Origin of the sequence: Niveibacterium sp., assembly GCF_041909475.1 — a bacterium.
GTDB lineage: Bacteria > Pseudomonadota > Gammaproteobacteria > Burkholderiales > Rhodocyclaceae > Niveibacterium.
The window spans coordinates 12,475-31,371 of the sequence record NZ_JAYRDJ010000029.1; the positions used below are offsets into that span (position 1 = coordinate 12,475).

General features: G+C 59.5%; 18 protein-coding genes. 4 read left to right on the forward strand and 14 right to left on the reverse strand.

The window, feature by feature from the left end; translation table 11 throughout:
- Window positions 1-96: 96 nt before the first annotated feature.
- Window positions 97-618, forward strand: coding sequence for an ankyrin repeat domain-containing protein (locus tag ACE3P0_RS16490; RefSeq protein ID WP_374403821.1), 522 nt, complete (start codon window positions 97-99; stop codon window positions 616-618).
- Between the two features lie 735 nt (window positions 619-1,353).
- Here ACE3P0_RS16490 and ACE3P0_RS16495 read toward each other — a convergent pair.
- The 3 genes from ACE3P0_RS16495 to guaB all read right to left on the reverse strand — a co-directional run bounded on the left by ACE3P0_RS16495 (window position 1,354) and on the right by guaB (window position 6,055).
- Entirely contained in the window at window positions 1,354-2,691 is a 1,338-nt protein-coding gene (locus tag ACE3P0_RS16495) for a tyrosine-type recombinase/integrase (RefSeq protein ID WP_374403822.1), read from the reverse strand.
- A gap of 230 nt (window positions 2,692-2,921) precedes the next feature.
- Entirely contained in the window at window positions 2,922-4,505 is a 1,584-nt protein-coding gene (gene guaA / locus ACE3P0_RS16500; protein ID WP_374403823.1) for a glutamine-hydrolyzing GMP synthase, read from the reverse strand.
- An 89-nt stretch (window positions 4,506-4,594) separates the two neighbouring features.
- Window positions 4,595-6,055 carry an IMP dehydrogenase gene (gene guaB / locus ACE3P0_RS16505; RefSeq protein WP_374403824.1) on the reverse strand — a complete coding sequence of 487 codons (1,461 nt, stop codon included), beginning with the start codon at window positions 6,053-6,055 and terminating at the stop codon, window positions 4,595-4,597.
- On the opposite strand from guaB, the gene ACE3P0_RS16510 reads away from it, so the two are divergent.
- Complete coding sequence (locus tag ACE3P0_RS16510; RefSeq protein WP_374403825.1) at window positions 6,054-6,578, forward strand: DUF4124 domain-containing protein; 525 nt, start codon at window positions 6,054-6,056, stop codon at window positions 6,576-6,578. The genes guaB and ACE3P0_RS16510 overlap by 2 nt on opposite strands.
- A 48-nt stretch (window positions 6,579-6,626) precedes the next feature.
- Here the strand turns inward: ACE3P0_RS16510 and ACE3P0_RS16515 are convergent, their stop codons facing one another.
- Both ACE3P0_RS16515 and ACE3P0_RS16520 read right to left on the reverse strand, forming a co-directional pair.
- On the reverse strand, window positions 6,627-6,938 hold the full coding sequence (locus ACE3P0_RS16515) for an RnfH family protein (RefSeq protein WP_374403855.1): 312 nt from the start codon (window positions 6,936-6,938) through the stop codon (window positions 6,627-6,629).
- A complete protein-coding gene (locus ACE3P0_RS16520; RefSeq protein ID WP_374403826.1) occupies window positions 6,931-7,377 on the reverse strand; it encodes a type II toxin-antitoxin system RatA family toxin in 447 nt (148 codons plus the stop codon). Before ACE3P0_RS16520 ends, ACE3P0_RS16515 begins: the two co-directional genes overlap by 8 nt.
- 79 nt (window positions 7,378-7,456) lie before the next feature.
- Between ACE3P0_RS16520 and smpB the strand changes: the two genes are divergently transcribed.
- Complete coding sequence (gene smpB / locus ACE3P0_RS16525; RefSeq protein ID WP_374403828.1) at window positions 7,457-7,906, forward strand: SsrA-binding protein SmpB; 450 nt, start codon at window positions 7,457-7,459, stop codon at window positions 7,904-7,906.
- Between the two features lie 43 nt (window positions 7,907-7,949).
- On the opposite strand, the gene ppsA is transcribed toward smpB, so the two are convergent.
- Entirely contained in the window at window positions 7,950-10,319 is a 2,370-nt protein-coding gene (ppsA, locus tag ACE3P0_RS16530; RefSeq protein ID WP_374403829.1) for a phosphoenolpyruvate synthase, read from the reverse strand.
- 112 nt (window positions 10,320-10,431) lie between these two features.
- Here ppsA and ACE3P0_RS16535 point away from each other — a divergent pair, with 112 nt between their 5' ends.
- Window positions 10,432-11,262, forward strand: a complete 831-nt coding sequence (locus tag ACE3P0_RS16535) for a pyruvate, water dikinase regulatory protein (RefSeq protein ID WP_374403856.1) — start codon at window positions 10,432-10,434, stop codon at window positions 11,260-11,262.
- Here ACE3P0_RS16535 and ACE3P0_RS16540 read toward each other — a convergent pair.
- Genes ACE3P0_RS16540 through bamA form a run of 8 tightly spaced genes read right to left on the reverse strand, consistent with a single transcriptional unit; the run spans window position 11,256 to window position 18,893 of the window.
- Window positions 11,256-12,050: a TrmH family RNA methyltransferase gene (locus tag ACE3P0_RS16540; protein ID WP_374403830.1), complete on the reverse strand. Its 795-nt coding sequence runs from the start codon at window positions 12,048-12,050 to the stop codon at window positions 11,256-11,258. The two genes, ACE3P0_RS16535 and ACE3P0_RS16540, sit on opposite strands and share 7 nt — an antisense overlap.
- A 41-nt stretch (window positions 12,051-12,091) precedes the next feature.
- Window positions 12,092-12,694: a ribonuclease HII gene (rnhB, locus tag ACE3P0_RS16545; RefSeq protein WP_374403832.1), complete on the reverse strand. Its 603-nt coding sequence runs from the start codon at window positions 12,692-12,694 to the stop codon at window positions 12,092-12,094.
- Entirely contained in the window at window positions 12,691-13,842 is a 1,152-nt protein-coding gene (gene lpxB / locus ACE3P0_RS16550; protein WP_374403833.1) for a lipid-A-disaccharide synthase, read from the reverse strand. The genes rnhB and lpxB overlap by 4 nt, the downstream gene beginning before the upstream one ends.
- Window positions 13,842-14,612: an acyl-ACP--UDP-N-acetylglucosamine O-acyltransferase gene (gene lpxA, locus ACE3P0_RS16555; RefSeq protein ID WP_374403834.1), complete on the reverse strand. Its 771-nt coding sequence runs from the start codon at window positions 14,610-14,612 to the stop codon at window positions 13,842-13,844. The genes lpxB and lpxA overlap by 1 nt, the downstream gene beginning before the upstream one ends.
- Window positions 14,609-15,049 (reverse strand): 3-hydroxyacyl-ACP dehydratase FabZ, encoded by a 441-nt coding sequence (fabZ, locus tag ACE3P0_RS16560; RefSeq protein WP_374403857.1) that lies wholly within the window; start codon window positions 15,047-15,049, stop codon window positions 14,609-14,611. Before fabZ ends, lpxA begins: the two co-directional genes overlap by 4 nt.
- 2 nt (window positions 15,050-15,051) lie before the next feature.
- Window positions 15,052-16,077 carry a UDP-3-O-(3-hydroxymyristoyl)glucosamine N-acyltransferase gene (gene lpxD, locus ACE3P0_RS16565; RefSeq protein ID WP_374403835.1) on the reverse strand — a complete coding sequence of 342 codons (1,026 nt, stop codon included), beginning with the start codon at window positions 16,075-16,077 and terminating at the stop codon, window positions 15,052-15,054.
- Between the two features lie 6 nt (window positions 16,078-16,083).
- Window positions 16,084-16,599, reverse strand: coding sequence for an OmpH family outer membrane protein (locus ACE3P0_RS16570; RefSeq protein WP_374403836.1), 516 nt, complete (start codon window positions 16,597-16,599; stop codon window positions 16,084-16,086).
- Window positions 16,599-18,893, reverse strand: a complete 2,295-nt coding sequence (gene bamA / locus ACE3P0_RS16575) for an outer membrane protein assembly factor BamA (protein WP_374403837.1) — start codon at window positions 18,891-18,893, stop codon at window positions 16,599-16,601. The genes ACE3P0_RS16570 and bamA overlap by 1 nt, the downstream gene beginning before the upstream one ends.
- Between the last annotated feature and the right edge of the window lie 4 nt (window positions 18,894-18,897).

Sequence of the window (18,897 nt, forward strand, 5' to 3'; positions counted from 1 at the left end):
ATAGACGTCACTTCAGCATAATCGACCACATGAGCTTTGCGCTTTGCGAGCGACTGCCCCAGGGCGTTCTCCTGAACGACGGGTGGTGAAATGTCAATGCGGAAAAACGAATCAATGCCGGAAGTATTGATCAACGCACTCAATCGAGAGCCGCCTGAAGCATTTATGCAGGCTTTGTTGGCTAGTGGATGGCAACCCGACGACGTCGACTGTGATGGCTTTCCGTTGCTGTTTCGGGCTGTCGACAAAGGCCGTCTCGACATTGCCGAACTTCTGGTTCGAGCTGGCGCGCAGGTGGATCGGCGTTTGCCGAACGGCTGGACGACGTTGTTCTGGGCAGTCCTCAACGGTCAAGAAGTTGCTGTAGCGTTCCTGCTGCGCTTCGGAGCCGATCCCAATTTCGAGAGCCGGGACGGTGAGCGGGTCCTGATGGTCGCTGCATGGAAAGGCTTTCCGACCATTGTGGTGCTATTGCTCGCACACGGTGCACAACATGATGCAGCCAACGCGGATGGTCTCAATGCTCTTGCCGCCGCAGCGGCGAGACGTCACGCCAGCATTGCTGAAACGCTCGCCGAGGCCGCCGAGCAGGCGGAAAACACGCGCCCAATCCACTGAATGATAGTGGAGGTGGCCGCCTGCGACTCCCGAGATCGGCTCGATGCCATAGAGTCTCAGTGACCGAAGTGGCGCCGTGACCGTGAAGTCGGACGTCCACTGCGAAGGACTGCAAACGCTTTGTTGCTGTGACAGGTTTGAACGTCCGCTTTGCGTTGGACACTTGCAGCCATGGCATTTCAAAGCCGAAGTTCGCGTGCTGACGGAACACGATTACCTGAATGTCGGCTAAGGCCGAGTTACGTGATTCGGCCCAACGGCAGGTTGCGGGGTGGAGGGGCCCTATTGGCGGTCGGCGTCCGGGCGAAGAGGAGCTTCCGCTCCTGGCCGGGAACTGCCGGACGCCTGTCTCGAGCCAGCGCCGAATCCGGTGGTCTGGCTTCAACCAGAACAGGTGGCTGTTTTCAGCCAGAACAACCGGCGGGTTTGCACCGGAATGGGTGGCCGGTTTCGCCGGAATGTGCAGTATCCGCCCAGGGGACTTTCAAGCAGTCAGAGGGTTGTGGCTAAGGTTAGGATGACGCCATTCACCCTGATATGGCAAAACCGACCAGTCGCGAGGGAATTTCAGGGTGGCCATTGCTCCCCTTATCCTAGGCCTTTGCAAGACTGAAGTCGGCGAGGACCTCGACTAATTTAGGCAGATCGGGATTGGCGCCCTGTCACAGCAGGGTGTTGATCGGCAGGCAATCGCTTCAGGGTCGCAGGACAGGGTTTCTTGGTCAGGCAGCCAGCCTAAAGATCCTCGTCCACTTCTAGATCCGGAACTTCTGCGGCTCGCCGCTTGGCATCGATGATCACCTCCCGCGCTGACTCTCCCCGGGTCCAACAGTCGATCATGTCTGCCCAGCACTGCATCATTACACGGCGCTCCGCCGTGTACCGTGCCGTATTGTAGGTAGCCGCAATTACATTGCTTGGGGTGTGCGCCAGAGACAACTCAATCCAACGATCGTCAAACTTGGCGCGGTGCAACGCGGTGGAGTACGTGCGGCGCAGGTCATGTACGCTGAATGACTCGAAATCCGGATCGACCTTCCTCACTTGGGCAACAGCAGCGTCGATCACCCGATTTAGTGTCGCGTTGGAGATTGGCGCGTCGCTATCGTAGCGGCCTGGATGCAGGTAACGGCTGGCACCGAAACACGAACGTAACGCAACCAAGATGTCCAAGGCTTGCTCGGAGAGATAGACGATGTGCTCTCGACCGGCCTTCATGCGTGTCGCCGGAACCACCCAACGCGCGCCCTCGAAGTCAATTTCGTCCCAGGTCGCGCCAATGAATTCGCCCTTGCGCACGCCAGTCAGCAGCACGAATTTCAGCGCCAAGCGCAGCGTAGGAGTCGTCGCCACGCGTCCAAGGGCGTCCAAAAACTTTGTGATTTCTTCAGGCTTAAGTGCGCGGTCGCGCGGTTTGAACGTTGCGATGGACTTGGGCCGAACGGCTTCAGCGGGGTTCGCCGTGTCAACGCCACAATCCTGGGCGTGCCGAAACACGTTCAGCACCAACTCACGCGCCTGGACAGCAACGGCGGGCCCCCTGCTCTCCTTGAGGTCATCACAAAGGGCCTTCAGCCGCGCCGATGTGATTTCCTCAAGCTTGAGTTTGCCTAGTTTTGCCTCCAACGCGCGGATATAGATCGATTTCCGCATCGCTAGGGTACTGTCTGCTAGCCGCTCGTTGCCACTCTTAGGGTCGGCCTTAAACGCGAAGTACTTTTGCGCCCAACCCCCGAAAGTCAGGGCGGTGATGGCATCAGCACGCTTCTCGACCTTCGCTCGCGACGGCGAGACCCCTACTTCAACACTGTGCCGCGCCTGTGCCAGCAATGTGCGGGCCTCGACAAGTGACAACGACATACCAAACGCCAGTCTGGACGGTTCTCGGGTCCGTTCAAGGGAGGTGTCGTATCGACCGATTGTTAGAGTCTCACGACGGCCATTTAACCGATAGTCGTAGCGAAACGTTAGCGTGCCAGCGGGTGACACGTTCACGTACATGCCATCTCGGTCGGCAACCTTGAACGCCTTCTCCCTGGGTTTCAGGTTCCTCAGCACTTTGTCTGTCAACACGGCTGCTTCCCTTCGGCGGCTATGGCTTCTCAGACAGTTTACCGTCACACCATCCTGACGGTCAAAAATCCAAATAATTCGAAGCCACGCTCAAAGCCCGTCGCTCATACCGACAAAACAAGTGAGCTACAGCGCGCTTGGCTGAGACGTCATGAGACAAGGAGCCCTTTCTAGACAAGGCCGTTCAGCGCATTTCGATACACCCTGAGACGGCATGAAGCAACCAACTATCATTCCCACTCAATCGTCGCCGGCGGCTTTCCGGAGACATCATAGACCACACGATTGATGCCACGCACTTCGTTGATGATGCGGTTCGACACGCGGCCGAGCAGCTCATACGGCAGATGCGCCCAGTGCGCCGTCATGAAGTCATGAGTCTGAACTGCGCGCAGCGCGACGACGTAGTCGTAGGTCCGGCCGTCACCCATCACGCCCACGCTCTTGACCGGCAGGAAGACCGCGAAGGCCTGACTGGTCAGCTCGTACCAGGTCTTGCCCGAGTTCTCGTCGACCGTCTTGTGCAACTCTTCGATGAAGATCGCGTCGGCCCGGCGCAGCAAATCCGCGTAGTCTTTCTTTACTTCGCCGAGGATCCGCACGCCCAAACCAGGGCCAGGGAACGGGTGACGATAAACCATGTTATGCGGCAAACCGAGCGCGATACCGAGCGCACGCACTTCATCCTTGAACAGCTCGCGCAGCGGTTCCAGAAGCTTCAGGTGCAGCGTATCCGGCAAGCCGCCAACGTTGTGGTGGCTCTTGATCGTCGTCGCTTTCTTCGACTTCGCGCCGCCAGACTCCACCACGTCCGGGTAGATCGTGCCCTGCGCCAGCCATTTCGCGTTCGAAAGTTTTGCCGATTCGCTCTGGAAGACTTCGACGAACTCCTTGCCGATGATCTTGCGCTTCGCTTCGGGATCGGTCACGCCAGCCAGCTTGCCCATAAACTGAGCCGTCGCATCGACATGGATCACCTTCACGCCCATGTTGCGCGCAAACATGTCCATCACCATCTCGGCTTCATTGAGTCGCAGCAGGCCGTGATCAACGAACACACAGGTCAGCTGGTCGCCGATCGCGCGGTGCAACAATGCTGCAGCCACGGAGGAATCCACGCCGCCCGAGAGCCCCAGGATCACTTCTTCATCGCCGACCTGCGCGCGGATCTTTTCCACCGCTTCGGCGATGTAGTCGCTCATGATCCAGTCCGCTTTCGCGCCACAGATTTCGCGCACGAAACGGTTGATGATCTCGGCACCTTGCAGCGTGTGCGTGACCTCTGGATGGAACTGCACTGCGTAGAAGCGACGATCTTCGTCCGCCATCGCAGCCACTGGGCAGGACGGCGTGGACGCCATCAACTTGAAGCCCGGCGGCAACTCGGTAACCTTGTCGCCATGACTCATCCACACTTTGAGCATGCCGTGGCCTTCAACAGTGCGGAAATCCTCGATACCGTCGAGCAGCTTGGTATGGCCGTGTGCGCGAACCTCTGCATAACCGAATTCGCGAACCGTACCCGGCTCCACCTTGCCACCCAGTTGTTGGGCCATCGTCTGCATGCCGTAGCAAATGCCGAAGACGGGCACGCCGAGTTCGAACACCGCTGACGGCGCCTTGTCGTTGGCCTCTTCGTAAGCGGACATATGGCTGCCGGACAAGATTACGCCCTTGGCGCCAAAGCCACGCACGAAGTCATCGGAAACATCGCAGGGGTGGATTTCGCAATAGACGTTCGCCTCACGCACGCGCCGTGCGATGAGTTGTGTGACCTGGGAGCCGAAATCGAGAATCAGGATCTTGTCGTGCATGGCGGGCTTCGGAGTTGGGTACTGCACTTGAATGCGCAAGGGGCAAGGCTCTCGCCTTACCCCTCGTGCGTACACTTCATCGACGGAACTCAGTCGATATGGTAGTTCGGCGCTTCTTTCGTAATCTGCACATCGTGAACATGCGATTCGCGCATGCCCGCCGAAGTGATTTCGACAAACTCAGCACGTTGATGCATGTCGGCAATCGACGCGCAGCCCACATAGCCCATCGACGAACGCAAACCGCCCATGAGCTGGTGGATCACCGCGGTCACGGCACCCTTGTACGGAACCCGACCCTCGATGCCTTCCGGCACCAGCTTGTCGGCGTTGCCTTCGTTGTCCTGGAAGTAACGATCGCTGGAACCCTGCTGCATCGCGCCCAGGGAGCCCATGCCACGGTAGCTCTTGTACGAACGCCCTTGGTAAAGCACCGTCTCGCCCGGCGCCTCTTCGGTACCTGCGAACAGGCCACCGAGCATGACGCACGAAGCACCCGCTGCAATTGCCTTGGAAATATCGCCCGAGAAGCGGATGCCGCCGTCGGCGATCAGCGGCACGCCCGTGCCTGCCAACGCGCTGGATACGTTATCAACCGCCGTGATCTGCGGAACACCCACGCCAGCGACGATCCGCGTCGTGCAGATCGAGCCTGGGCCGATACCGACCTTCACACCGTCCGCGCCGTTATCAACCAGCGCGCGCGCCGCATCGCCAGTGGCGATGTTGCCGCCGATGACCTGCACGTTCGGGAAGTTCTTCTTGACCCAGTTGACACGTTCGAGCACGCCCTGCGAGTGGCCGTGCGCCGTATCGACAATGACCACGTCGACGCCAGCCTCCACCAGCAACTCTGCGCGCTCCTCAGTGCCAGCGCCAACGCCGATGGCAGCACCCACCAACAGGCGGCCAAAGTTGTCCTTGGCGGCGAGCGGATGCTCGGTCGACTTCAAGATGTCCTTCACGGTCATAAGGCCGCACAGCTCACCAGCGTCGTTCAGCACCAGCACCCGCTCAAGGCGATGCTTGTGCATCAGCGCCTTCGCCTCTTCAACCGAAGCACCTTCCTTGACCGAAACCAGGCGCTCGCGCGGCGTCATGATCGCCGACACGGGCTGGTCGTACTGCATCTCGAAACGCAGATCGCGGTTGGTCACGATGCCGACCACGTGCTTGCCTTCGACCACCGGCAATCCAGAGATGCGGTGCTGGCGAGTGACGGCGATCACCTCGCGCACGCTCATCGTCGGCGGAACGGTAATCGGATCCTTGAGTACGCCGGACTCAAAACGCTTGACCTTGGCTACTTCTCCGGCCTGATCGCGCGGGCTCAGGTTCTTGTGAACAATACCGATGCCACCTTCCTGTGCGAGGGCAATCGCAAGGCGCGCTTCGGTAACCGTGTCCATGGCTGCGGACACGAGCGGGATGTTCAGGCGGATGCTGCGGGTCAGTTGCGTAGCAAGGCTGACGTCGCGGGGAAGAACCGTGGAGTGTGCGGGGACGAGAAGGACGTCGTCGAACGTCAGCGCTTTCCTGACGAGTCGCATGGCTGTCATCCTTTCGGGCAAATACGTATTATACCGGGATGCCGTATTTGCCGGCAAATCAACGGTTTCCCGGAGCTCTTGCATGAAGCACCTGACTATCGCGCTGTTCGTAGCCCTCATCGCTCAAGGCAACGTGTTTGCGAGCGACGTTTACACATGGAAAGACAAGAACGGCCAGGTGCATTATTCAGACAAGCCGCCGTCGGACGTTGATGCCAAGCTGATCCGGTCGGAAGCGCCTGCCTCAACCAGCACGCCCTCCGCCGATCTGTCGAAGGCCGATCGCGAATTCAAGGAACGCCAGGCGAAACAAAACGAGGCGAGCAAGAAAAACGCCGATCAGGTTGCGCGCAAAGCGGGCAAGGACGAAGCGTGCAACAACCTGCGCAACCGGATTGTGCTCTTCGAGCAAGGCGGCCGCATCGCGACGCAGGAAGGGGGCGAACGCGTGTTCCTGAGCGACGACCAGATCGCCGCCGAACTCTCGACGATGAGAGCGCGGCTCGACAAAGAGTGCCGTTGATACCTTCTGAACACCACTGAAACGGGGCCGTCAGGCCCCGTTTTGCATTCAGGCATCGCCGCCGCCCTTCTTCATCGCCTTGCCATCTTCCGCGCGCTTTCGGCGGACCTCTTTCGGGTCAGCAATTAGCGGCCGGTAGACCTCGACGCGGTCCCGATCGCGCAGCACCGTGTCGGCTTTGCACAACTTGCCGAACACACCGACCTTATTCGCAGAGAGGTCAATTTCAGGATGCTTTTGCAGCAGCCCCGAGGCCTCCAGCGCCTGTTGCAGCGTGCTGCCCTGCGGAAGATTAACGCGAACGAGGTCAGCCTTGTGTGTATGCGCGTAAAGCACTTCAACATGAATCGAGTCAGTCACGGCCATCCTTGTTCAGCACCTGTTCGGCGCGTTTGACGAATGCATCGACAAAGGTGTTCGCAATGTGATGAAAAACGGGCCCCACCGCCTTCTCGATCAGCTTGTTCGAGAACTCATAGATCAGGCGAAACTCGATCTTGCAGGCGGTATCGCCCAGCGGCGTAAAGACCCAGTCGCCTTCCAGGTGATGAAACGGCCCCTCAACGAGGCGGATATCCATCCTGCGCGGAAAGTCCTTGGCGTTTTCGGTTGCGAAATCCGTTTTGATGCCGTGGTAGTTCACATGCAAACGCGCGGACGTCTGCTCCTCACTACGCCCCAGCACCTCCGCGCCGCTGCACCACGGGAGAAACTGCGGGTAGGCTTCGACCCCGTCGACCAGATCGAACATCTGCGACGGGGTGAATTCGATCAGAACAAGTTTGCGGACTTCCGCCATGAGCAGGGCGACGCGATTGCCGTGTTGGTAGAATCTGCCATTTTAACGGGTCACACCGTAACAGGCATCCGGCACGCACATGAGCATCATCGATAACCGCAAGGCCACACACGACTACTTCATCGAGGACCGCTTCGAGGCTGGCATGGCGCTCGAGGGGTGGGAGGTGAAGGCGATTCGTGCTGGGCGCGTGCAGATCAAGGAAGCGTACGTGATCGTCCGGGATGCTGAGATCTTCGTGATCGGCATGCATATCAGCCCGTTGCAGTCTGCGTCGACGCATATCAAGCCGGACCCGGTACGCACACGAAAGCTGCTGCTGCACGAAGCCGAGATTTCACGCCTGATCGGCAAGACCGAACGGGCCGGCTATGCCCTCGTGCCGCTGGATCTGCACTTCACGAAGGGCCGCATCAAGATGGCGATCGGTCTTGGCAAAGGCAAGAAGATGTTCGACAAGCGCGAGTCCGAAAAGGAACGCGACTGGGAGCGCGAAAAACAACGCCTTGTTCGCGACAAGCGCGCATAAAAAACGGCGGGACTCCCCGCCGTTTTTGCTTTCACCCAGCAAGTCAGTGCTTGCGATGCTCGGCAAGCTGCAACCAGGTATCCAGCACCGTATCGGGGTTCAGCGAGATGGACTGGATGCCCTCATCCATCAGCCACTCGGCGAAATCCGCATGATCCGATGGTCCCTGGCCACAAATGCCGACATATTTGCCGAGTCGATTGGCTGTATTGATGGCCATCTTGAGCAGCGCTTTGACGGCCGCGTCACGTTCGTCGAAGGCGTGCGCCACGAGACCTGAATCGCGATCCAGGCCGAGCGTAAGCTGGGTCAGATCGTTCGAGCCGATCGAGAAACCGTCGAAGTGCGCGAGGAAATCCTCGGCAAGCAACGCATTCGACGGGATCTCGCACATCATCACGAGCTTGAGTTCGTTCTCGCCGCGACGCAGTCCATTCTCGGCAAGCAGATCGACCACACCTTTTGCCTCGGCAACAGTGCGAACGAAAGGCACCATCAACTGCACGTTGGTCAGCCCCAGCTCGTCGCGAACCCGACGCATCGCGATGCACTCAAGCTCGAAGCATTCGCGATACGAATTCGCGATGTAACGCGACGCGCCACGGAAGCCGAGCATCGGGTTCTCCTCTTCCGGTTCGTAGATGTCGCCACCCAGCAGTTTGCGATACTCGTTCGACTTGAAGTCGGACAGCCGCACGATCACCGGCTTCGGCCAGAACGCCGCGGCAATCGTCGCTACGCCCTCGACCAACTTCTCGATGAAGAACTGGCGCGGTGTTGCATAACCTCGGGCTCGCCGATGAATCTCATCGCGCAGATTGGCAGGCACCTGAGCGACATCCAGCACGGCCTTCGGATGGATGCCGATCATGTTGTTGATGACGAACTCAAGCCGCGCCAGGCCCACGCCAGCGTTGGGAATCTGCGCAAACTCGAACGCGAGTTCGGGGTTGCCCACGTTCATCATGATTTTGACCGGGATCTCGGGCAGATGCCCGGTATCCCGTGTGACGACTTCGAACTCCAGCCGTCCGCGATACACGTAACCCGTATCGCCCTCAGCACACGACACCGTGGCGGACTCACCTTCGGTGAGAACCTCGGTCGCATCGCCACAACCAACAATCGCCGGAATACCCAGCTCCCGCGCGATGATCGCGGCGTGACAGGTGCGCCCGCCCCGATTGGTCACGATTGCTGACGCGCGCTTCATGACCGGTTCCCAGTTGGGGTCAGTCATGTCGGTCACCAGGATGTCACCCGCCTGCACACGGTTCATCTGCGACGCGTCGGAGACGATGCGCACAACACCCGCACCGATCTTCTGCCCGATCGCTCGCCCGGTGCACACAACCTTGCCGTGCTGCTTGATGCGGTACTTCTCCATCACGTGACCAGAGGTCTGCGATTTCACCGTCTCGGGTCGCGCTTGCAGGATGTAGAGATTGCCGTCGACACCGTCCTTGCCCCATTCGATGTCCATCGGGCGCTCGTAGTGCTTCTCGATGATCGCGGCGTAGCGTGCGAGCTCCAGCACATCGGCATCGGTGATCGAAAAGCGGTTGCGATCTTGCTCTGCCACGTCTTCGGTACGCGTAGAGCGGCCAGCGGCGCGCGAATCGGTGAACACCATCTTGATCAGCTTGGAGCCCAGATTACGCCGCACGATTGCGGGCTTGCCGGCTTCAAGCATCGGCTTATGGACGTAGAACTCGTCCGGATTGACCGCGCCCTGCACAACGGTCTCTCCCAGGCCGTAAGCCGCGGTGATGAACACCGCATCCTTGAAACCCGATTCGGTATCCAGTGTGAACATCACGCCCGAAGCGCCGAGATCGGAGCGCACCATGCGCTGCACACCGGCCGAGAGTGCGACATCTGCGTGCACGAAACCTTTGTGGACGCGATAGGCGATCGCGCGATCGTTGTACAGTGACGCGAACACTTCCTTGATCGCATGGAGAATGTTCTCGTAGCCGTGAACGTTCAGGAAGGATTCCTGTTGCCCCGCGAAAGACGCATCGGGCAAATCCTCCGCCGTTGCCGAAGAACGCACTGCGAACGACCCCTCCCCTTCACTCGCGAGGCGTTCGTAGTGCGTCTTGATCTCGGCTTCCAGCGTGGCCGGGAAGGGAGTCTCGACGATCCAGCCCCGGATCTGCGCCCCCGCGCGGACCAGAGCATCGACGTCGTCGACGTCAAGGCCGTCCAGCAACGCATTGATGCGCGCCGCAAGGCCGTTGTGTGCGAGAAACTCGCGGTACGCCGCTGCCGTGGTGGCGAAACCGCCGGGAACTCGAACATGCGATGCAGCAAGCTGGCTGATCATCTCGCCCAACGAGGCATTCTTGCCCCCAACCTCGTGGACGTCCGTCATACGCAGCGCTTCGAACGGTATGACATTGCGGGTCATTGCGCAGCCCTTTCGTTGTCAGTTATGGGTGTTGCAGGGAAAATCCCATTCTAGACAGCAATCTTGCTGCACCGCATCGACGTTTTCCCTGATCCCGGAGCGAGCCGTGTCCATTCAACAACGCCCTACCCGCACCGTATTCTTCATCTCGGATGGCACCGGGATCACATCGGAAACGCTTGGGCACAGCCTGCTCTCGCAGTTCCCAGACATCCGGTTTCGCCATGTGCGCATGCCCTTTATCGACTCCGACGACAAGGCGAAGGACGCAGTCTTCCGGATCAATGATGCAGCGCGGCGAGACGGTGTGAAGCCGATCGTGTTCTCAACGCTGGTCAACCAAGTGACGGCAGATACCTTGCGCCGCGCCGACGCGCAATTCGTGGACCTTTTCCTGACCTTCATTGAACCGCTGGAAATGGAACTTGGGGTGAAGTCAGCGCACACAGTCGGGCGCTTCCATGGCGGCGCCGACTCGCGTAGCTACACGCAGCGGATCGACGCGATCAACTTCACGCTTTCGCACGACGACGGGGTGTCGCACGAAAATCTGGAGGACGCCGACGTGATCCTGGTCGGTGTGTCGCGCTCCGGCAAGACGCCAACCAGTCTCTATCTCGCGATGCAGTTCGGGGTGAAGGCCGCCAACTACCCGTTGATCCCCGAGGACTTCGAGCGCAACCGCTTGCCGCAGGAACTCTCGAAGCATCGAACCAAGCTTTTCGGCCTCACGATCACGCCGGAGCGCTTGTCCCAGATCCGTCAGGAGCGGCGGCCGAACAGCGTCTACGCGTCTGCCGACAACTGCAAGTTCGAGATCGAGGCAGCGATGCGGCTGATGCGCAGGGAGCAGATTCCCTTTATTGATTCGACCGCCCGTTCTATCGAGGAGATCTCGGCAAAGATCATCCAAGATATCCGTATCGACAAGAACGGCTACTGAGTTGCGAGACGCTGGCGACGCTGTTCGAACAGGCAAACCGCCGCCGCCGCGGCGACATTGAGTGACTCGATGCCAGGCGCCATCGGGATCAGGATGCCGCGCTGCGCCGCGGCCGCAACCGGAGCCGAAAGGCCCTGCCCCTCGGCGCCGAAGAGCCATGCAATTGGGCCGCGCAGATCCGTTTCGAACAAAGACTCCGCTCCGTCGAGCCGCGTGGCGGCGATACATCCGGAATAGCTGCTCAGTAGCGCGGGCAAGTCATCGGACAGATGCACGCGCACGACGAAGTGCGCCCCCATCGCGGCGCGAAGGACTTTCGGCCCCCACGCATTTGCGCAGCCCGGTCCGAGAATGATCTCTCGAACGCCCGTCGCCGCGGCAGTCCGCATCATCGTTCCCGCGTTGCCGGCATCCTGCACACCATCAAGCACCAACCAATCCGCCTCAGCCACAGGAGGCGTGTCAGGCTCGCTCCAGCGAACGGTTGCCAGCAAGCCGGAGGGCGTTTCGACCGGGCTGATCTGCCGAAACAGGGCATCGGGAAGCACATAGCACTGAACGCTGCTGGCTCGCAGCAACAGCCGCACCGTCTCGTCCGCATGACGCGCCGACTCGGCAACAACGATTTCGCCAAACTGCCAGTCGGCATCCTGAGCAGCCGCGATCAGGTGCGCGCCGTCGATCAGTGCGAGCCGCTCGTCGCGTCGCGCGCGCGAGGATTCCGCCAATCGCCTGAGGCGCTTGACGACAGGATTCTCGCGAGAACTGATCGAGTTGAGCGTTGGCATCACGTCGGCCCCGGTCGCATCAAGAGCGCAAAAGTGGGACGTTAAAACAGCTCGCCTTGCGCGAGAATGTCGCGTACGGGCGCGTAGCTGCGTCGATAGAAGTCCGGCACCCCGAATTTGCGCAGGGCAGCCACATGCTCGGCAGTCGGGTAACCCTTGTGTTTGGCGAGGCCCAACGCCGGATATTGCGCATCGAGCGCCTGCATCTGAGCGTCCCGCACCGTCTTCGCGAGGATCGATGCGGCGGAGATTTCTTCAACCAGCGCGTCGCCCGAGACAATCGCACGCGCCACACAGTTCAGCTGCGGGCAACGGTTGCCGTCCACCCACACCTCATCCGGCTGGACTGCCAGCCCCGCAACTGCCCGCTGCATCGCCAGCATCGTCGCGCCGAGAATGTTCAAGCGGTCAATCTCCGCCGGCGATGCTTCGGCAACGCACCACGCAAGCGCCTGTACGCGAATCTGCGCGGCAAGCAGCTCACGTTTCTTCGCGCTGAGTTTCTTGGAGTCGTTGAGCCCAGAAATCGGGCGCGCCGGATCCAGGATCACCGAAGCGGCCACGACGGCGCCACAGAGGGGGCCACGACCGGCTTCGTCGACACCGGCAACGTATCCATCCGGTCGCGGCGGCAGCCCCCTCATCGGGTGCGCCCAATCAACCCGAGAATCGCTTCCGCTGCACGGCTGGCGTTATCCTGCCGCAGGCTTACATGGAGATCCAGAAAGCGCTTCTGCAGCGCGGCTGCGCCGTCGGCATCGTCCAACCACTTGAGCACTGCATCGGCAAGCTTCTTAGGTTCGCAGTTCTCCTGCAGGTGTTCCGGCACCACAAACTCGCGACACAGGATGTTAGGCAAGCCGACGTAAGGCAAGTACATCATCCGTTTCACGATGCTGAAGGTCCAGCCGGCCATCTTGTAAGCGATCACCATCGGCCGCTTGAGAAAGGCCGCTTCCAGCGTTGCAGTGCCGCTCGCAAGCAAAACGACGTCCGCTGCGATCATCGCATCGTGGCTATGCCCGAACATCAGCGTCATCGGGAAATCAGGAGCAAGCGAAGCCTCGTGCATCGCACGCTCGAACATCGTGCGCGTATCGCGGGTTACAAGGGGAACGAGAAAACGCACATCCGGACGCGTCTCGTGGATCTTGACGGCCGCGCCGACAAAATCCGCCGCAAGGCGGCTCACTTCACCATTCCGGCTGCCTGGCATCACCGCAACAATTTTGGCGTCACGCGGGAGGCAAAGACGCTCCCGCACGCCAGCGCGATCCGGGTCAAGCGGAAACTCGTCTGCCAGCGGATGCCCGACAAAGGTCGCCGCCACGCCTGCGCGCTGATAAAGCTCAGGCTCGAATGGAAACAGGCAGAGTATATGGTCGGCGGATTTGCGGATCTTCTTCACGCGCCCGCCGCGCCACGCCCACACTGACGGGCTAACGTAATGGACAGTTGGAATGCGCATCGCCTTGACGCGTCGTTCCACCCCAAGATTGAAATCCGGCGCGTCGATCCCGATGAAAATTGCCGGCTGCTCTGCCTTGATGCGTGCCAGAAGATCGCGCCGGATCCCAAGCAGCTCCGGTACGCGACGCAGCGCATCGCCGATTCCGTTAACCGCAAGGCGCTCCGCCGGGAACCACGACTCCATGCCTTCGCGTTGCATGCCCGGCCCACCGATGCCGACAAAGCGGGCGTCCGGAATATGGCGCCGGATCGCCGCGATCAGGCGGCTGCCAAGCTGGTCGCCGGACGCCTCGCCGGCAACCATCGCAATACACGTGGTCATTAACGAACGATGCCGCGTCCGGCAACCGAGATAAAATCAAGCAGCGGCTGAAGCTCGGGCGTGGCAGCAGCCGCCTCGGCCAACTGTTGTCGAGCCTCGTCGAGCGTCAGCCCCGAACGATAGATCGTCTTGTAGGCGCGCTTGATCGCGGCAATCGCTTCTGCTGAATAACCGCGACGGCGAAGCCCTTCGCTATTGGTGCCATGCGTCGCAGCCGGGTTGCCCGACACCATTACGTAAGGGGGTAAATCCTGCAAAAGGATCGTGCCGCCGCCACACATGCTGTGCGCGCCAATACGGGCGAACTGGTGCACCGCCGTCATGCCGCCGAGGATGACCCAATCGCCAACTGTCACGTGTCCCGCCAGCGTCACGTTGTTGGCCATGATGGTCTTGTTGCCGACCTGGCAGTCATGCCCGATGTGAACCGACGCCATCACCCAGTTGTCGTCGCCAATCCGGGTGACGCCCGCATCCTGTACGGTACCGGTATTGAAATTGCAATACTCGCGAATCGTGTTCCGGTCACCGATTTCGAGCCGCGTTGGCTCGCCGCCGTACTTCTTGTCTTGGGGGATCTCCCCCAGAGAGCAGAACTGGAAGATCCGGTTATCGCGGCCGATGCGTGTATGCCCCGTGATGACCACATGTGACGCAATGCGGGTACCCGCCCCGATCTCGACATGCTCGCCAATAACGGAAAAGGGGCCGATCTCGACCCCTTCAGCGATGCAAGCGCCCGGATGAACGATTGCAGTCGGATGAATCATTTCAGCCTCTTGAAGAAGCACATCAGATCGGCCTCCGCGGCCGGCTGACCGTCTACCGTCGCAACCCCACGGTACTTCCAGAGGTCGCCCTTGTTCTTAACCAGGTGGACGTCGAACACCAGTTGGTCACCCGGCACAACCGGGCGCTTGAAGCGCACATTATCGATGCCGGCAAAATAGGCCACAGTATTGCAGTCCGGCTTCATGTCGCGCGACTTGTACGACAGGATCGCCGCCGCCTGCGCCATGGCTTCAATGACCAACACGCCCGGCATTACCGGGAAATGCGGAAAGTGCCCGGTAAAGAACGGTTCGTTGATCGTCACGTTCTTGATCGCCTTGATCGATTCGCCTGCCGTCATTTCGGTCACGCGGTCAATCAATAGGAACGGGTAACGATGCGGGAGGTACTCCATGACCTCGCCGATTTCCATGATGCTCAAGGCTTCCTCTCCAGATCTGCGATGCGTTTTTCTAGTTCGCGCAGCCTCGTCACCAATGCATCAAGGTGTCTGAAATGGGCCGCACTTTTCATCCATTCGTCATGCGGCATCGCCGGCATGGCGGAGGTGTAAATACCTGCTTGCTTGACTGATTTGCTGATCAGCGTGCGTGACGATACAACCGTGTCGCTCGCGACTTCGATATGTCCGTTGATGCCAGCTTGCCCACCAACCATCACGCGCGCACCCACAATGGTGCTACCCGCAACGCCCGAGCAGCCGGCCATCGCCGTGTGCTCGCCGATCTTCACGTTGTGGGCGATCTGGACCATGTTGTCCAGCTTCACGCCATTCCCGACAAAAGTGTCGTCAAGGGCGCCACGGTCAATGGTTGTGTTGGCTCCGACTTCCACATCGTCGCCAAGCACAGCGCGTCCGATCTGCGGAATCTTGACCCACGCCCCGTTGCGCTCGCGCGCATAGCCAAATCCGTCTGCGCCAATCACGGCGCCGGAATGAATGATGCAACGCTCACCGATCACCGTGTCGTGATAGAGCGTCACGTTCCCGTACAACAAGGATCCGGCACCGATTCGGGTTCCCGCCCCCACAGAGCAGCCCGGACCAATGATGACGTTCTCTCCGATCTCGCAGTTAACGCCGATATGCGCCAATGGCCCCACGCTAACCGACGCCGGGACTGCCGACTCAACGACCGCCGACGGATGAATGCCAGTCGCCGCTTGCGCCGACGGATTCAGTAACTGTGCGAGTCGGGCGAAATAAAGATAGGGCTGATCGGTAATGATGCGAGGCAGCTCGCTCGCCGACTCCGCAGCCGGCGGCAGAATCACCGCGGAGGCACCTGTCGTCGCGAGCACCTTGCGATACTTTGGGCTCGCCAGGAACGCAATCTCGCCCGCCTTCGCGGCTTCAAGACTGCCAACTTGACTCACGACCGTCGAGCCATCACCAACAACTCGGCCGCCGAGGCGGCCGACAATCTCGACGAGACTTGGCACTTCGGCTTACTTGGCGTTGAGCGCTTTGATGACCTTGTCGGTCAGATCAACACGCGGACTGATGTAGATCGCGTCCTGAAGGATCGCGTCGTACTTCTCCGTATCAGCAATCTCCCGGATCGTACGGTTCGCGCGTTCCAGTACACTGGCCAACTCTTCGTTGCGTCTCTGGTTCAGATCCTCGCGGAATTCCCGCTGCCGGCGCTGAAACTCACGATTCAAGTCGGCAAACTCGCGCTCCTTCGTCTTGCGATCACTCTCCGACATCGTCACCGCATTTTTCTCCAGGTTTTCCTGCATACCCTGAAGCTGCTTGGTGAGCTTCTGCAGGTCCTGGTCACGCTTCTCGAATTCCTTCTCAAGCTTCTTCTGAGCGACAACCGCCGGCGCAGACTCCCGCAGAACTCGATCAGAATTCACGAATCCGATCTTGCTCTGAGCCATGGCGCTCGCTGACAGGCCCAAGGCCACTGCGACAGCCAGAACTGCACGAGTCTTTCTCACAACCGTCTCCTTCAGCATCAGAAAATGTTGCCCAACTGGAACTGGAAGCGTTGCGTCCGGTCGCCTTCCTGCTTGTTCAACGGCTGACCGAAACTGAACTTCAGCGGCCCGATCGGTGAAACCCACGCCAGACCCAGACCGGCACTATACCGGATATCCGCATACTGAACTTTCTGGTCCGCACCCCAGACCTGACCACCATCGACGAACAAGCCCAGCCTGAAACTCTTGTCGATGTTGGTCATTGGCAGCGGGAAGAAGTACTCCGCACCATAGGTAAGCAGTTGCGTACCGCCGAGCGCATTCCCGCTTCCGGACCGGGGCCCGAGCGAGTTGTCATCATAGGCGCGAACAGAACCGATACCACCCGCGTAGTAGTTCTTGTAGAACGGAACAGGCAAGCCACCATACCCGGCCGCATACGACGCGTTGCCGTGGAACTGCAGCGTTGCGTCCTTGAAAAACAAGGGGATGAAATACTGAGCCTGGTAGTTGACGCGGTAATAACGCTGCTCGGCGGGCGGCACCGCCACTTCGCCCTGAAGTCGCTGATAAAAGCCGGACACTGGCGTTAGGTAACTATCCCGCGAGTCGTAAGACCAGGATGCCGTCAGCAAAAATGTATTCGTCAGTTCGCCGAATTTGTTAACAAAATCGATGTACTGCACATCACTCGCGCTCGATACCGTGGTCCGAGTCGAGTCGAAAGAAGCGCCGAAATAGACCGCATCGTCCTCGGCAATCGGATAACCAAAGGTCATGCCGAGGCCAGAAGATTGCGTCTTGTAATACGCGACGTTTGTCGTCGCCGAGGGGTTGTAATTGCGGTGATAGAGGTTATAGCCGACGCTTACACCCTCTGGCGTAAAGTACGGATTGGTGTAGGACAGCACCAAGGTCCGGTTCGACTTGCCTGTATTAAGGTTCAGTGACAGCGCGTTGCCTGTACCAAACAGGTTGTTCTGGGACAGCGAGCCTTGCAGCACCAGTTTGTCGGTGGTCGAGTAACCTGCGCCGACCAAGAAGTTACCGGTGGCACGTTCCTTGACGACTACGTTCAGATCAACCTGGTCACTGGTGCCTGCGACCGGTTGCGTCTCGAGATTCGTTTCCTCGTAGAAGCCGGTTCGATCAAGGCGCGCCTTCGAACGTTTGATCTTTGTGCCGTCGTACCAAGCGTTTTCGAACTGCCGCAACTCACGCCGGATCACCACGTCCCGCGTGCGCGTATTGCCGGAAATGTTCACCCGCCGAATGTAAACGCGCTTCCCCGGATCAACAAAGATCGTGAATGCGACCTCCCGCTTCTCCTTGTCCAGTTCAGGTGCCGCGTTTACGTTCGCAAACGCGTAGCCCTCATTAGCTAGGCGCTCAGTGATGGAGCGGGTTGTTTCGGTGAGTTGGTCGCGGGAGAAGATGTCTCCTGGGCGGAGCGCGACCAAGGCCTTCGCCTCAGCATCGGTGATGATCAGGTCCCCCGCCAACTTCACCGCAGAAACCTTGTATTGCTCACCCTCTGCCAGCGCAATCGCGATGTATACATCCTGCTTGTCAGGTGTAATCGAAACTTGGGAGCTCTCGACAGCAAAATCGAGATAACCGCGATTCAAGTAATAGCTTCGCAAGCTCTCCAGATCACCCTGCAACTTCGGCTTGGCATACTCGTGCCCCTTGGACAACCAATTGACGGGAGGAAACCAATGCTTCGGGCGCGCTGAAATCTGACCCTTCAGATCGGACTCCGAGAAGACCTTGTTTCCAGTGATGCTCACCTGCTTGATTGCAGCAATCTCACCTTCGACGATCTTGAATTTCAACGCGACTCGGTTGCGCTCAAGCGGTGTTATGTCGGTAATGATCGTCGCACCGTAGTAACTACGGTTCAGGTATTGCCGCTTCAGCTCCTGCTCGGCGCGATCAAGCAACGCGCGATCGAGAATGCGCGACTCAATGATCCCCGCGTCGCGCAACCCTTTTCTGAGGTTGTCGCTATCAAAGGCGCTATTACCCTCGAACTCGATCGAACCAATTGCAGGACGCTCGTCGACAACAACAACGAGAACGTTGCTGTCGACCTCAAGCCGGACATCCTTGAAGAAACCGGTCGCGTAAAGCGCACGAATCGCTTGCGCAGCGCGCTCTTCGCTGAGTTTCTCCCCGACCTTGACCGGTAGATAATTGAAAACGGTGCCTGCTTCAGTACGCTGCAAACCCTCGACCCGGATGTCCTTGACGACGAAAGGCTCGAAGGCAGATACAGTATTTGCAGCAAAAAGGGACAGCAGCAGCCCCGGGATCAACTTGAGTCGCATTGGG

Excerpts from the sequence above, each read along its gene's own strand:
- ACE3P0_RS16490 (WP_374403821.1), top strand. The coding sequence starts at position 97 with ATGCGGAAAAACGAATCAATGCCGGAAGTATTGATCAACGCACTCAAT.
- guaA (WP_374403823.1), bottom strand. The coding sequence starts at position 4,505 with ATGCACGACAAGATCCTGATTCTCGATTTCGGCTCCCAGGTCACACAA.
- ACE3P0_RS16510 (WP_374403825.1), top strand. The coding sequence starts at position 6,054 with ATGGCTGTCATCCTTTCGGGCAAATACGTATTATACCGGGATGCCGTA.
- guaB (WP_374403824.1), bottom strand. The coding sequence starts at position 6,055 with ATGCGACTCGTCAGGAAAGCGCTGACGTTCGACGACGTCCTTCTCGTC.
- ACE3P0_RS16520 (WP_374403826.1), bottom strand. The coding sequence starts at position 7,377 with ATGGCGGAAGTCCGCAAACTTGTTCTGATCGAATTCACCCCGTCGCAG.
- smpB (WP_374403828.1), top strand. The coding sequence starts at position 7,457 with ATGAGCATCATCGATAACCGCAAGGCCACACACGACTACTTCATCGAG.
- ppsA (WP_374403829.1), bottom strand. The coding sequence starts at position 10,319 with ATGACCCGCAATGTCATACCGTTCGAAGCGCTGCGTATGACGGACGTC.
- ACE3P0_RS16540 (WP_374403830.1), bottom strand. The coding sequence starts at position 12,050 with ATGCCAACGCTCAACTCGATCAGTTCTCGCGAGAATCCTGTCGTCAAG.
- rnhB (WP_374403832.1), bottom strand. The coding sequence starts at position 12,694 with ATGAGGGGGCTGCCGCCGCGACCGGATGGATACGTTGCCGGTGTCGAC.
- lpxB (WP_374403833.1), bottom strand. The coding sequence starts at position 13,842 with ATGACCACGTGTATTGCGATGGTTGCCGGCGAGGCGTCCGGCGACCAG.
- lpxA (WP_374403834.1), bottom strand. The coding sequence starts at position 14,612 with ATGATTCATCCGACTGCAATCGTTCATCCGGGCGCTTGCATCGCTGAA.
- ACE3P0_RS16570 (WP_374403836.1), bottom strand. The coding sequence starts at position 16,599 with ATGCTGAAGGAGACGGTTGTGAGAAAGACTCGTGCAGTTCTGGCTGTC.
- bamA (WP_374403837.1), bottom strand. The coding sequence starts at position 18,893 with ATGCGACTCAAGTTGATCCCGGGGCTGCTGCTGTCCCTTTTTGCTGCA.